General features: G+C 68.9%; 11 protein-coding genes and 2 tRNA genes. 11 read left to right on the forward strand and 2 right to left on the reverse strand.

Features of this window, described 5'->3' with window-relative positions:
• Positions 1-99: 99 nt before the first annotated feature.
• Positions 100-173, reverse strand: a tRNA-Gly gene (locus ABEE00_RS10090).
• 127 nt (positions 174-300) lie between these two features.
• Here ABEE00_RS10090 and ABEE00_RS10095 point away from each other — a divergent pair.
• The 5 genes from ABEE00_RS10095 (at position 301) to clpX (ending at position 5,131) form a co-directional block, all read left to right on the forward strand.
• Positions 301-377 (forward strand) — tRNA-Pro (locus ABEE00_RS10095).
• A 135-nt stretch (positions 378-512) separates the two neighbouring features.
• Positions 513-1,937 (forward strand): trigger factor, encoded by a 1,425-nt coding sequence (tig, locus tag ABEE00_RS10100; RefSeq protein ID WP_345744998.1) that lies wholly within the window; start codon positions 513-515, stop codon positions 1,935-1,937.
• Between the two features lie 358 nt (positions 1,938-2,295).
• Complete coding sequence (locus ABEE00_RS10105) at positions 2,296-2,901, forward strand: ATP-dependent Clp protease proteolytic subunit (protein ID WP_345745412.1); 606 nt, start codon at positions 2,296-2,298, stop codon at positions 2,899-2,901.
• 62 nt (positions 2,902-2,963) lie between these two features.
• On the forward strand, positions 2,964-3,647 hold the full coding sequence (locus ABEE00_RS10110; RefSeq protein WP_345744999.1) for an ATP-dependent Clp protease proteolytic subunit: 684 nt from the start codon (positions 2,964-2,966) through the stop codon (positions 3,645-3,647).
• A 194-nt stretch (positions 3,648-3,841) separates the two neighbouring features.
• The gene (gene clpX / locus ABEE00_RS10115; RefSeq protein WP_345745000.1) at positions 3,842-5,131 is read left to right on the forward strand and encodes an ATP-dependent Clp protease ATP-binding subunit ClpX; all 1,290 of its coding nucleotides are present in this window, start codon (positions 3,842-3,844) and stop codon (positions 5,129-5,131) included.
• Positions 5,132-5,220: 89 nt separating this feature from the next.
• Here clpX and ABEE00_RS10120 read toward each other — a convergent pair whose 3' ends face one another.
• Entirely contained in the window at positions 5,221-6,189 is a 969-nt protein-coding gene (locus tag ABEE00_RS10120; protein ID WP_345745001.1) for a hypothetical protein, read from the reverse strand.
• Between the two features lie 156 nt (positions 6,190-6,345).
• Here ABEE00_RS10120 and ABEE00_RS10125 point away from each other — a divergent pair, with 156 nt between their 5' ends.
• The 6 genes from ABEE00_RS10125 (at position 6,346) to mreC (ending at position 14,205) form a co-directional block, all read left to right on the forward strand.
• Positions 6,346-8,988: a valine--tRNA ligase gene (locus ABEE00_RS10125; protein WP_345745002.1), complete on the forward strand. Its 2,643-nt coding sequence runs from the start codon at positions 6,346-6,348 to the stop codon at positions 8,986-8,988.
• A 312-nt stretch (positions 8,989-9,300) separates the two neighbouring features.
• Positions 9,301-10,827 (forward strand): bifunctional tetrahydrofolate synthase/dihydrofolate synthase, encoded by a 1,527-nt coding sequence (folC, locus tag ABEE00_RS10130; protein WP_345745413.1) that lies wholly within the window; start codon positions 9,301-9,303, stop codon positions 10,825-10,827.
• Positions 10,828-10,829: 2 nt separating this feature from the next.
• The gene (locus tag ABEE00_RS10135) at positions 10,830-11,207 is read left to right on the forward strand and encodes a DUF4233 domain-containing protein (RefSeq protein ID WP_345745003.1); all 378 of its coding nucleotides are present in this window, start codon (positions 10,830-10,832) and stop codon (positions 11,205-11,207) included.
• Between the two features lie 128 nt (positions 11,208-11,335).
• Entirely contained in the window at positions 11,336-11,749 is a 414-nt protein-coding gene (gene ndk / locus ABEE00_RS10140) for a nucleoside-diphosphate kinase (RefSeq protein WP_345745004.1), read from the forward strand.
• A gap of 315 nt (positions 11,750-12,064) precedes the next feature.
• Positions 12,065-13,084, forward strand: a complete 1,020-nt coding sequence (locus ABEE00_RS10145; protein ID WP_345745414.1) for a rod shape-determining protein — start codon at positions 12,065-12,067, stop codon at positions 13,082-13,084.
• Positions 13,085-13,266: 182 nt separating this feature from the next.
• Positions 13,267-14,205 carry a rod shape-determining protein MreC gene (mreC, locus tag ABEE00_RS10150; protein WP_345745005.1) on the forward strand — a complete coding sequence of 313 codons (939 nt, stop codon included), beginning with the start codon at positions 13,267-13,269 and terminating at the stop codon, positions 14,203-14,205.

The raw sequence follows: 14,205 nt of genomic DNA on the forward strand, positions 1-14,205 counted from the left end.
TTCATGAGCTCGATAGCGGACACTATCAACCAGATCAACTTCTGACCGCGCGCCCGCGCACGCACACGGCCGCACGCGCAGAACGGCCGCGGCCGTGTGTGGAGCGGGCGACGGGAATCGAACCCGCGTAGCTGGTTTGGAAGACCAGGGCTCTACCATTGAGCTACGCCCGCATGCGCCTCAGCCGACACGATCCCATGATCAGCACTCACTGGCACCCGCCAGAGCTCCGTCACAACAGGGGGCCGTCGGAGCGGCACGATGAGCATCGTACGGCATGTACTCTACGTGTCGCACCGACGGGGTGTGGCGCAGCTTGGTAGCGCGTCCGCTTTGGGAGCGGAAGGTCGTCGGTTCGAATCCGGCCACCCCGACCACGTACTATGAATGACGCGCGTGCCTGTGCCGTGTCCGCATACTCCTCGAGTTTCCTGCCGAGCCGCATATGGGGCGCCGCTCAAGCGTCTAACCGCAAACGTGTAATCCAGAAGTCAGCCCCAAGGAGACCGACCGTGAAGAGCGCCGTGGAGACCCTGAACCCCACCCGGGTTCGGCTCACTGTCGAGGTGCCCTTCGAGGAGCTCAAGCCCAGCCTCGACGCGGCGTACAAGAAGATCAACGAGCAGGTCTCGGTGCCTGGCTTCCGCAAGGGCAAGATCCCTGCGCGAGTCATCGACCAGCGGTTCGGCCGCGGCGCCGTCCTGGAGGAGGCCGTCAACGACGCGCTTCCCAAGCTCTACCAGTCCGCCGTCGAGGAGGGTGAGCTCAACCCGCTCGGCCAGCCCGACGTGGACATCACCGAGCTCAAGGACAACGAGCTGCTCGCCTTCACCGCCGAGGTGGACGTGCGTCCCGAGATCGAGATCCCGGACTACTCCGGCATCGAGGTCGAGGTGGACGCCACCGAGGTCTCCGACGAAGACGTGGACAAGGCCGTCGAGCAGCTCCGCGAGCGCTTCGCCTCCACCAACGCCGTGGAGCGCGCCGCCGCCGAGGGCGACGTCGTCAAGATCGACCTTGAGGCCAAGGTCGACGGCGAGGTGCTCGAGGACGGCGTCGCCGAGGGCGTCGACTACACCATCGGCTCCGGCGAGCTGCTGGACGGCATCGACGACGCCGTGACCGGCCTGGAGGCCGGCGGCAGCGCCACCTTCACCTCCGAGCTCAAGGGCGGCTCGGCCGCGGGCCAGGAGGCCGAGGTCACGGTCACCGTGCAGACCGTCTCGGCGCGTGAACTGCCCGAGCTGGACGACGAGTTCGCGCAGCTCGCCTCCGAGTTCGACACCCTCGAGGAGCTGAAGGCCGACAGCCGGACGCGCCTGGAGCAGCAGAAGAAGGGCGAGCAGGCCCAGCAGGCCCAGGAGAAGGTGCTGGACGCCCTCCTGGAGCTGGTCGAGGTCCCGATCCCGGAGAACCTCCTCCAGGACGAGGTCAACACCCGCAAGGACCAGCTGGTCAACCAGCAGCTCGCGCAGATGGGCCTGGACCTCGCCACGTACCTGAAGTTCCAGGACAAGACCGAGGAGGACTTCGACGCCGAGCTCAAGGAGCAGGCGGAGAAGGGCATCCGCACCCAGTTCGTGCTCGACGAGCTGGTCAACAAGGAGAGCCTGAACGTCAGCCAGGAGGAGCTCACCGAGCACCTCATGCGCCGTGCGCAGTCCTCCGGCATGAGCCCCGACCAGTTCGCGCAGGCGGTCGTCGAGGGCGGCCAGGTGCCGATGCTCGTGGGCGAGGTCGCCCGCGGCAAGGCCCTGTCCACCGTCGTGGAGAAGGCCACCGTGAAGGACACCAACGGCGAGACCGTCGAGCTGGACGACGAGGACGAGACCGCCGAGACGGTCGAGGCCGAGTCCGGTGAGGCCGCCGAGGGCGAGACCGCCGAGACCGAGGGCAAGGCCGACGAGGCCAAGTCCGAGGAGAAGTCCGAGGGCTGAGCCACCCGCTCACCCTCTCCGTACGGGGCTGCCCGGCGCCTTGCGCGCCGGAGCAGCCCTGTTCCGGTTTCCAGGGACCCGGACCGGAGCGCCGGACCGGCACGCTCCGCCACGGTGGAACCGGGGCGGAGTCGGGGCTCCCCGGCGGCCGCCGCGCGCCCCGCGCCGGCGCCCCCGCCACCCCCTCGCCGACCGGCGGACCTGCATCGCAGCCCCATGCGCTCACAGCGAACAGGTCAGAGACCGGGATGGCTATGTCCGACCCGCGCGTTAGGGTCCCAAGTACACGCAGACCCCAGTGACGGCCAGCCGACGAGCGACCGTCCGGATACGAGCAGGTGGACACGTGACGCTTCCGATGCCTTCCGCCGCCGCTGAGCCCAACATTGGTGGTGGCCTCGGCGACCAGGTCTACAACCGGCTGCTCAACGAGCGGATCATCTTCCTGGGCCAGCCCGTTGACGACGACATCGCCAACAAGATCACGGCGCAGCTTCTGCTCCTTGCCGCCGACCCGGACAAGGACATCTTCCTCTACATCAACAGCCCGGGCGGCTCGATCACGGCCGGCATGGCGATCTACGACACCATGCAGTACATCAAGAACGACGTGGTCACGATCGCCATGGGCCTCGCGGCGTCGATGGGTCAGTTCCTGCTCAGCGCCGGCACCCCCGGCAAGCGCTTCGCGCTGCCCAACTCCGAGATCCTGATCCACCAGCCGTCCGCCGGCCTCGCCGGCTCGGCCTCGGACATCAAGATCCACGCCGAGCAGCTGCTGCGCACCAAGAAGAAGATGGCCGAGCTCTCGGCACAGCACACCGGGCAGTCCGTCGAGCAGTGGACCCGCGACGCCGACCGCGACCGCTGGTTCTCCGCCCAGGAGGCCAAGGAGTACGGCCTGATCGACGAGGTCTACGGCTCCGCTGCCCAGGTTCCGGGCGGCGGCGGTACGGGCGCGTGAGCCCCGCCGGATTCGAGCTCCGCACCCCCACCGCACCCAGCCCTTCACAGGAGAGCCTGAAGATGAGCAACCTTCCGGAATTCCCCGGCGCGGCCGAGCAGTTCGGCGCCTCCGGGCGTTACACGGGCCCCACCCCCGAGTCCCGCTACATCGTTCCGCGCTTCGTCGAGCGCACCTCGCAGGGCGTGCGCGAGTACGACCCGTACGCGAAGCTCTTCGAGGAGCGGGTGATCTTCCTCGGCGTGCAGATCGACGACGCCTCGGCCAACGACATCATGGCGCAGCTCCTGTGCCTGGAGTCGATGGACCCGGACCGGGACATCTCCCTCTACATCAATTCGCCCGGCGGCTCGTTCACCGCGCTCACCGCGATCTACGACACGATGCAGTTCGTGAAGCCGGACATCCAGACCGTGTGCATGGGCCAGGCCGCCTCGGCCGCCGCCGTGCTCCTCGCCGCCGGCACCCCCGGCAAGCGGATGGCGCTGCCCAACGCCCGCGTCCTGATCCACCAGCCGTACAGCGAGACCGGCCGCGGCCAGGTCTCCGACCTGGAGATCGCCGCGAACGAGATCCAGCGGATGCGTACGCAGCTCGAGGAGATGCTCTCGCAGCACTCCACCAAGGACATCGAGCAGATCCGCGACGACATCGAGCGGGACAAGATCCTGACGGCCGAGGAGGCTCTGGAGTACGGTCTGGTCGATCAGATCGTCACGACCCGTAAGTCCTCTGTCGGAGTCTGAAGCAGTACGACGGGGACTGTCGGAGTCTGACGGACTGCGAAGTCCCGTGCCCCCTTGGGCCGATGGCGGGTTCAGCGCGTCGGTATCGAGTCGGCCCAAGGGGGGCCCATTCCGGCGGCCGGGCAAGGTACCGTCGGAGAGCACGTAGCTCGGTCCGTCCGGCCGACGGATCCCAGGCGAAGGGGAAGCTCCTCGTGGCACGCATCGGTGATGGCGGCGATCTGCTCAAGTGCTCGTTCTGCGGCAAGAGCCAGAAGCAGGTGAAGAAGCTCATCGCGGGCCCTGGCGTCTACATCTGTGACGAGTGCATCGACCTGTGCAACGAGATCATCGAGGAGGAGCTCGCCGAGTCCTCCGAGGTGCGCTGGGACGAACTCCCCAAGCCCCGCGAGATCTACGAATTCCTCGAGGGGTACGTCGTCGGCCAGGAGGCCGCGAAGAAGGCGCTCTCGGTCGCGGTCTACAACCACTACAAGCGGGTGCAGGCCGGGGAGAACGGCACCGCCGGCCGTGACGACGGCATCGAGCTGGCCAAGTCCAACATCCTGCTGCTCGGGCCCACCGGCTCCGGCAAGACGCTGCTCGCGCAGACCCTCGCGCGGATGCTCAACGTCCCGTTCGCCATCGCCGACGCGACGGCGCTGACGGAGGCCGGCTATGTCGGCGAGGACGTCGAGAACATCCTGCTCAAGCTGATCCAAGCGGCCGACTACGACGTCAAGAAGGCCGAGACCGGGATCATCTACATCGACGAGATCGACAAGGTCGCCAGAAAGAGCGAGAACCCGTCGATCACCCGCGACGTCTCCGGCGAGGGCGTCCAGCAGGCCCTGCTCAAGATCCTCGAAGGCACCACGGCCTCGGTGCCGCCGCAGGGCGGGCGCAAGCACCCGCATCAGGAGTTCATCCAGATCGACACGACGAACGTGCTGTTCATCGTGGGCGGCGCCTTCGCGGGCCTGGACAAGATCATCGAGTCCCGGGCCGGCACCAAGGGCATCGGCTTCGGCGCGGACATCCGCTCCAAGCGCGAGCTGGAGGCGACGAACCAGTTCGAGGAGGTCATGCCGGAGGACCTGGTGAAGTTCGGGATGATCCCGGAGTTCATCGGCCGCCTCCCGGTGCTCACCTCGGTGCACAACCTCGACCGCGAGGCGCTGCTCCAGATCCTGCTGGAGCCGCGCAACGCCCTGGTGAAGCAGTACCAGCGCCTGTTCGAACTCGACGGCGTCGAGCTCGACTTCGACCGCCCGGCCCTGGAGGCCATCGCCGACCAGGCGATCCTGCGGGGGACCGGAGCGCGAGGGCTCCGCGCGATCATGGAGGAGGTCCTCCAGTCGGTGATGTACGAGGTCCCGTCCCGCAAGGACGTGGAGCGCGTGGTCATCACGGAGGAAGCGGTCCACGACAACGTGAACCCGACCCTGGTGCCCCGCTCGCGCAACGCGGGCGACCAGAACACGCGGCACGAGAAGAGCGCGTAGGCGCCTTCGGCGCCTCCTGCACGACAGGTGCGCCGACTTCACGTCTGACGGCGGTCTGAGCGCGAGCTGCGCTCAGACCGCCGACGCGTTCAGCGCGGTTCCTGGGCCTCTTGGCGGATCTTGGCCGTCTTCTCCGAGAGCTCCTCGGCGCTCATGCCCGTGATGTTCGGGTTGCCCGGGGAGGCGGCGCCGATCTGCTCGACCAGGCCGACCGCGTACTCGTCCGCCCACGCGCAGCTGCTCACCGTGTTGCTGGCGGTGGTGGTGCCTATCGTCTTCGAGGACTTGTTGGTCTCGCACTTCATGACCGTGCCGTCGAAGCCGGACGGCGAGTAGGACTCCAGCGGCTTCGTGCGCTCGATCTCGGCCCCCTGCTCCTGGGCGTTCTTCTCCTGGCCCCTGTGCGCCTCGGCGAAGAGCTTGTCGACCGCCTGCTCCGGGTCCTGTACATCGCCGTTGACGCCGTAAAGCATCAGGCTCTCCCGCTTGATGCTGGTGTAACCGCCGCCCACGCCCTTGGCGTTGTCGACGCCGAGCATCCTGGCCTTGCCGTTCCGCGTCAGGTCCTTGCTACCCATGAGGTCCTGCTGGTTCTTGTCACGGGCCATGGAGTATTCGCCCGACAGCAGCGTCTTCGGCGTCGTCACGTTGTACGGGTCCGGGCCGCCGCCTCCCGCGAGGAAGACCACGCCGCCGCCTATGACCGCCACCGCCACGACCACCGCGGCGATGATGCCGACCGTCTTGCCGGTCTTGTTGCCGCCGTTCTGCGGGGCCATCGGCGGCATGCCGGGCTGCTGGCCGTAGCCGTAGGGCCCGGGCTGCTGTCCGTACGGGCCCGGCTGGGCGAACCCGCCCTGCTGCGGCGGCTGTTGCTGGCCGAAGCCGCCCTGCTGCGGCGCCTGCGGGTAGCCGTAACCGGGCTGTCCCTGCGCACCGCCGTAAGGATTCGGCGCGCCCTGCGGCTGCCCCGGCGGAGGCGGCGGGGGCGGCGTCTGGCCGTACGGGCCGGGCTGGCCCGGCTGCTGGCCGTACGGTCCCGGTTGGTTGAAACTCACGGCGGTGTTCCCTCCCGTTGGCGGCCCGGCTCCCTGCTGGGCATGTGCATGCACGCTTATGCGCGTCCTACATCCTGTCGGATGGGTCACAGGGCCGCCGCACCCCCCTCCAAACCGATTCGAGACCGCCACATTCGCGCCCGTACACTGGCCCCCGTGACCGAGAACACTCAGCAGCGCCCGGACACCGACGGGCCCATCGCAGCCGCCCCCGCAGATCTGCCGACCCAGTACACGCCGGCCGAGGTAGAGGGGAAGCTGTACGAGCGCTGGGTAGAGCGGGGCTATTTCGAGGCCGACGCGAAGAGCGAGCGCGATCCGTACACGATCGTCATCCCCCCGCCGAACGTCACCGGTTCCCTGCACCTCGGGCACGCCTTCCAGCACACGCTGATGGACGCGCTCACCCGCCGTAAGCGCATGCTGGGCTACGAGTCGCTGTGGCTCCCCGGCATGGACCACGCGGGCATCGCCACGCAGAACAAGGTCGAGCAGCAGCTCGCCGAAGAGGGCAAGTCCCGCCAGGACTTGGGCCGCGAGGCGTTCACCGACCGCGTCTGGCAGTGGAAGGAGGAGTACGGCGGCAAGATCCTCGGCCAGATGCGTCGGCTCGGCGACGGCGTCGACTGGAGCCGCGAGCGCTTCACCATGGACGAGGGCCTCTCGCGCGCCGTCCAGACCGTCTTCAAGCGGATGTACGAGGACGGGCTGATCTATCAGGCCGAGCGCATCATCAACTGGTGCCCGCGCTGCCTGACGGCCATCTCCGACATCGAGGTGGACTACCAGGAGGACAACGGCGAGCTCGTCTCGATCCGTTACGGCGAGGGCGAGGACTCCCTGGTCGTCGCCACCACCCGCGCCGAGACGATGCTCGGCGACACCGCGGTCGCGGTCCACCCCGAGGACGAGCGGTACGCGCACCTCGTCGGCCGCACCATCAAGCTCCCGCTCACCGACCGCGAGATCCCGGTCGTCGCGGACGAGCACGTGGACCCGGAGTTCGGCTCCGGCGCGGTCAAGGTCACCCCGGCACACGACCCCAACGACTTCGCCATCGGCCAGCGGCACGGCCTGCCCATGCTGACCGTCATGGACGAGCGCGGCGTGATCACCGCGCACGGCCCGTTCGAGGGCCTGGACCGCTTCGAGGCCCGCTCCTCGATCGTGGCCGCGCTGCGCGCCCAGGGCCGCATCACCGCCGAGAAGCGCCCGTACGTCCACAGCGTCGGGCACTGCTCGCGCTGCGCCACCACCATCGAGCCCCGGCTGTCGATGCAGTGGTGGGTCAACGTGGGCCCGCTCGCGCAGGCGGCCGGCGACGCGGTGCGCGACGGCCGCGTCCAGATCCACCCGTCGGACATGGCGTACCGCTACTTCGACTGGGTCGACAACATGCACGACTGGTGCATCTCGCGCCAGCTCTGGTGGGGCCACCGCATTCCGGTCTGGTACGGACCCGAAGGCGAGGTCCGCTGCCTCGGCCCGGACGAGGAGCCGCCGACGGGGGAGGGCTGGTACCAGGATCCGGACGTCCTGGACACCTGGTTCTCCTCGGGGCTGTGGCCGTTCTCCACGCTCGGCTGGCCGGACGACACGGCGGACCTGCGCAAGTTCTATCCGACCGACGTGCTGCTGACCGGCCACGACATCATCTTCTTCTGGGTGGCCCGGATGATGATGTTCGGTCTGTACGCGATGGACGGCGTCGCCCCGTTCCACACGATCGCGCTGACCGGACTCGTCCGCGACGAGCACGGCAAGAAGATGTCCAAGTCCTTCGGGAACGTGGTCGACCCGCTGGACTGGATGGAGGCGTACGGCTCGGACGCGCTCCGCTTCACCCTCGCCTCCGGCGCCAACCCCGGTACGGACGTGCCGATCGGCGAGGACTGGGTCAAGGCGTCCCGCAACTTCGCCAACAAGATCTGGAACGCCACCCGCTTCGCGCTGATGAACGGCGCGACGGTCGAGGGCCCGCTGCCGTCCCCCGAGGAGATGGGCGCGGCCGACCGCTGGATCCTCTCCCGGCTCAACTCGGTGGTCTCCGAAGTGGACGGGCACTACGAGGACTTCCAGTTCGCGAAGCTCTCGGATGCGCTGTACCACTTCGCCTGGGACGAGGTCTTCGACTGGTACGTCGAGCTCTCCAAGACCACCTTCGCCGCGGGCGGCCGCGCCGCCGAGGTCTCGCAGCGCGTGCTCGGCGAGGTGCTGGACGTCATGCTGCGGCTGCTGCACCCGGTGGTCCCGTTCGTGACCGAGCAGCTCTGGACCACGCTCACCGGCGGTGAGTCGCTGGTGGTCGCCGACTGGCCGTCCGACTCCGGCTTCCGCGACGAGGAGGCCGAGCGGGAGATCGCCACGGTCCAGCAGGTCGTGACCGAGGTCCGCCGCTTCCGCGCCGACCAGGGCCTCCAGCCGGGCCAGAAGGTCCCGGCCCAACTCGCCCTGGACGGCACGCCGTTGGCCCCGCACGAGCCCGCGATCCGTCAGCTCCTGCGGCTCCAGCCCGCGGGCGAGGGCTTCCAGGCGACGGCCTCGCTCCCGGTGCAGGGCGCGACGGTCTCGCTGGACCTGTCCGGCGCGATCGACGTGGAGGCCGAGCGCAAGCGGCTGAACAAGGACCTGGCGGCGGCGGAGAAGGAGCTGAAGCAGACCACCGCCAAGCTGGGCAACGAGGGCTTCCTCGCGAAGGCCCCGGACCATGTGGTCGACAAGATCCGCACGCGCCAGTCCACCGCCGAGTCGGACATCGAGCGCATCAAGCGCCAGCTGGAGACGCTCCCGCAGGCGTGAGCACCGGCTCTTGAGCAGAGGCGACCGTACGGCGGTGGCAGCGCACCCCGCACCGCCACCGCCGTACGGCTCTCCGAGAGGGCCTGCGCGGGCGCCGTGTACGCCTCTCCGTGCACGGCGCGTACGCCTCTCCGCGGGCGAACGAGGGACGGTCCCGGCTTGTCGTAGCCGGTCCGTAGACTGGGACGCGTGAGCGACCAGCACCCGCACCCGCCCGAGCCCGACGACCCGCGCGACGAGACCGGAGACGACGGCGACGACCTCGCCGTGCCGGACATCACCAGCTTCGAGGACGACTCGGACGAGGCCGGGCTGTCCGACAGCCTCTCCGACCTCACCGGCATCCCCGACCCCTCCGAGTTCGACGGCATCGTCGGCGAGGAGACGGAGCGGGACGCCGATCTCGCCGTGATCGAGGCGGGCAGCCGCACCCTGCGCGCCCAGTCGGGGCCGCCGCAGTCCGAGGTGCCCGCGCGCCCCGAGGATCCGGAGACCGACAAGGCGCTGCGCGCGGTCGAGGCCGAGCTGGCCACCCGCTGGGGCGAGACCAAGCTGGAGCCCTCCAAGGACCGCATCAGCGCCCTGATGGACGTGCTCGGCGACCCCCAGCGGTCGTACGAGACCATCCACATCACCGGCACCAACGGCAAGACCAGCACGGCCCGCATGGTCGAGGCCCTGCTCGGCGCCCTGGACCTGCGCACCGGGCGGTACAGCTCGCCGCACGTCCAGTCGATCACCGAGCGGATCAGCATCGACGGCGCCCCGGTCCCGGCCGAGAAGTTCATCGAGACGTATGAGGACATCAAGCCGTACATCGGCATGGTCGACGACAGCCAGGACTACCGGCTGTCCTTCTTCGAGGTCCTCACCGGCATGGCGTACGCGGCCTTCGCCGACGCCCCGGTCGACGTCGGCGTCGTCGAGGTCGGCATGGGCGGCACCTGGGACGCCACCAACGTGATCGACGCGGGCGTCTCCGTGATCACCCCCATCTCGCTGGACCACACCGACAGGCTCGGCGACTCCCCGGAGAAGATCGCCGTGGAGAAGGCCGGAGTGATCAAGCCGGGCGCCACCGTGGTGCTGGCCCAGCAGCCGGTCGAGGCCGCCTCGGTGATCCTCAAGAAGGCCGTCGAGGTGGACGCCACGGTGGCCCGCGAGGGCATGGAGTTCGGCGTGGTCTCCCGCGAGGTCGCCGTCGGCGGGCAGCTCCTCACACTGCGCGGCCTCGGCGGTGAGTACGGGGAGGTCTTCCTCCCCATGCACGGCGCGCACATGGCGCACAACGCGGCGGTCGCGCTGGCCGCCGTCGAGGCGTTCCTCGGGGTGGGCCGCGAGCCGGGCCGCACCCTGGACGCCGAGGTCGTCCGTACGGCGTTCTCGCAGGTCACCTCGCCCGGCAGGCTGGAGCTCGTGCGCGCGTCGCCGAGCGTGCTGCTGGACGCGGCGCACAATCCGGCGGGCGCGAGCGCGACGGCCGAGGCGGTGAGCGAGGCCTTCGACTTCAGCCGCCTGATCGGCGTGGTCGGCCCGAGCGGCGACAAGGACGTGCGCGGTCTCCTGGAGGCTTTCGAGCCAATCTTCGCCGAGGTCGTGCTCACCCGTAACTCCACCGCCCGCTCCATGGACGTGGACGAGCTCGCCGGCATCGCCGTCGAGGTCTTCGGCGAGGACCGGGTGCAGGTGGAGCCGCGTCTCGACGCCGCGATCGAGGAGGCCATCACGCTCGCCGAGGAGGAGGACGAGTACTCCGGGGCGGGCGTCCTGGTGACCGGTTCGGTCATCACGGTCGGAGAGGCCCGGCTGCTGCTCGGCGGCGCGGGAAGGAAGAAGTAGCCATGCGGACCCTGTGCGCCTCCACCCTGATCGGGGAGTTCTTCATCATCGGCTTCGCGGGCCTGGTCGCCATGCGGACCACCGATGTCGGTACGGGCACCATCTGGGCGGTCAGCGGCACCGCCATGCTGCTGTGCGTGCTGCTCAGCGGAATGCTGACCCGTCCGGGCGGCATACAGCTCGGCTGGGCGCTCCAACTCGCCCTGATCGCCTCGGGGTTCGTGGTCCCGATGATGTTCATCCTGGGTGTCTGCTTCGCCGGTCTGTGGTGGTGCTCGGTGCACTTCGGCCGGAAGATCGACGAGGCGAAGGCGCGCTTCGCGGCGCAGAGCGAGCAGAGTGCGCCGGGCGCGTCGGGCGCCGAGCCGGGCACGGCGTAGGCGCCCGCGCCGCCGGCCGGTGGCCGGGACGAGCACGGTCCGGGTGCGGGCGGCTCCCGCCGACCCGATAGCCTCTGGCACTCGTATACATCCTGACCTGCACATCCTGACCCGCTAGGAGTCGCACCATGTCCGAGCGCACTCTCGTTCTCCTCAAGCCGGACGCCGTCCGGCGTTCCCTCATCGGCGAGATCATCGGCCGGATCGAGAGCAAGGCGGGGTGGCGGATCACCGCCCTCGACCTGCGCACCCTGGAGCGCAGCGTCCTGGAGACCCACTACGGCGAGCACGAGGGCAAGCCCTTCTACGAGCCGCTGGTGGAGTTCATGGCCTCGGGCCCGTCCGTGGTGATGGTCGTGGAGGGCGAGCGCGTGATCGAGGGGGTGCGCGCGCTGGCCGGGCCCACCGATCCGATCGCCGCCGCTCCCGGTTCGGTGCGGGGGGACTACGGCACGATCGTGCGCGAGAATCTCATGCACGCGTCGGATTCCCCCGAGTCGGCGGAACGCGAGCTGAAGATTTTCTTCCCGGATGCGGGCTGATAACCACAGGGCGGACAACTGACGGGGCGTCACAGCCCGCGCCCGTGTTGACCTGGGGCGACCGACGTGATTCGGTCGCCCTTCAGCATATGCACGGCTGTTCGGGGGAACGCTTCACCCCGACACGACGTCACAACTGTCGAGGACGACCGGTGTTCCGCTGACAATGGCGGAGGAACCCTCGCTACGTGTTCGAGCGACCGCGTCTACGATGGAACCTCGCGCCGGGCAGCCCATGCGCGTTCACATCTCCTGCCGTCCTCCTACACACCATCGCTCCAGTTGGAAGGCCAGACGCATCCTATGGCGAACAACATGTCGTTCATCGGCCGTGATATGGCTGTCGACCTCGGGACCGCCAACACGCTGGTGTACGTCAGGGGTCGCGGGATCGTCCTCAACGAGCCGTCCGTGGTCGCCATCAACACCAACACCGGCGGCATCCTCGCGGTCGGAGCCGAGGCGAAGAAGATGATCGGCCGGACCCCCGGCAACATCGTGGCGGTACGTCCTCTCAAGGACGGTGTGATCGCCGACTTCGAAATCACGGAGCGGATGCTCCGCTACTTCATCCTCAAGATTCACAAGCGCCGCTGGATGGCCCGTCCGCGCGTCGTGGTGTGCGTGCCCTCCGGGATCACCGGAGTCGAGCGCCGCGCCGTGATCGAGGCGTCCACCCAGGCCGGTGCCCGACAAGTGCACATCATCGAGGAGCCGATGGCGGCCGCGATCGGCTCGGGCCTCCCGGTCCACGAGGCCACCGGCAACATGGTCGTCGACATCGGCGGCGGCACCACCGAGGTCGCCGTCATCTCGCTCGGCGGCATCGTCACCGCCCAGTCGATCCGGGTGGCCGGCGACGAGCTGGACAACGCGATCATCCAGCACATCAAGAAGGAGTACAGCCTCCTGCTCGGCGAGCGCACCGCCGAGAGCATCAAGATCACCATCGGTTCGGCGTACGACCTGGACAAGGACGAGCACACCGAGATCCGCGGCCGGGACCTGGTCAGCGGGCTCCCCAAGACGGTGGTCATCTCCGCGGCCGAGGTGCGCAAGGCCATGGAGGAGCCGGTCAACGCGATCGTCGACGCGGTCAAGACCACCCTCGACAAGTGCCCGCCCGAGCTGTCCGGGGACGTCATGGACCGGGGGATCGTGCTCACCGGCGGCGGCGCCCTGCTGCGCGGCCTGGACGAGCGGCTGCGGCGTGAGACCGGAATGCCGATCCACATCGCCGAGGACCCGCTCGACTCGGTGGCACTGGGATCCGGAAAGTGCGTGGAGGAGTTCGAGGCACTCCAGCAGGTGCTCGACGCGCAGCCGCGACGATGACCTGAATTCAACGATCCGCCGCCGGATGGCTACCCATCCGCGCGGCGGATCGTTAACTGTTCCGGAAAACGGCACCTTCGATACAGCAGCACAGAGCCAGCGCAGCACCGAAGCAGCAGCACCGAGGCAGCACCGCACCGAGACCGCACTTTCCGACAGCAGAAAGGGCACGGCCGCCGCACGTGAGGGACACACGAGAAAGCCGGCTGCTGCTCGTCCTCCTGATCGCCATCGCGTTCGCACTGATCACGGTGGATCTCAGGGGAGGCGAGCGGACCCCGCTCGACAGTGCGCGGCAGGGGGCCGCGTCCGTATTCGGTCCTGTGGAGAACGGCGTCTCCTCCGCGGTCGACCCCGTGGGGAATGCGATCGACGCCGTACGGGATTCCGGTGAGCGGCACGGCCGCATAAGCCGACTGGAGCAGGAGAACGCCTCCCTGCGGCAGAAGCTCGGCTCCAGCGACCGGACCCGTGCCCGTGCCAAGGAGCTGGACAAACTGATGAAGACCGCCGGTTCAGGCGGTTACGGCATCAAGGGCGCCCAGGTCATCGGCATCGGCGCGGCCCAGGGCTTCTCCTGGACGGTCACCATCGACGCGGGCAGCGAGGACGGGCTGGCCCGCGACATGACCGTCATAAACGGTGACGGACTGGTCGGCAGGGTCACCACCGTGGGGCCCTCCACCTCGACCGTGCTGCTCGCCACCGACCCGGACTTCACCGTCGGCACCCGCATGGAGAAGAGCAGCGAGCTGGGCTTCGCCACCGGACGCGGCAGCGACGGGCTCAACGTCCAGCTCCTCAACGGCAAGGCCGAGGTCAAGCGCGGCGAGCGCCTGGTGACCTTCGGGTCGCAGGACGACAAGCCGTTCGTGCCCGGCGTCCCGGTCGGCAAGGTCAGCCGGGTGGACAACGCCGGCGACCTGACCCGTTCCGTCGACGTCAAGCCGTATGTGGGCTTCAGCAAGCTCGACGTGGTCGGCGTCGTCGTCGAGGCGCCGAAGAAGGACCCGCGGAACGAGGTGCTGCGCCCGGAGAAGCCGAAGAAGCCCAAGCCCGCACCCACGGTGACCGTCACCAAGACGCCCGGCGCCTCCGACGCACCGTCCCCCAGGAGCTGA

Source organism: Streptomyces odontomachicola, assembly GCF_039605595.1.
GTDB lineage: Bacteria > Actinomycetota > Actinomycetes > Streptomycetales > Streptomycetaceae > Streptomyces.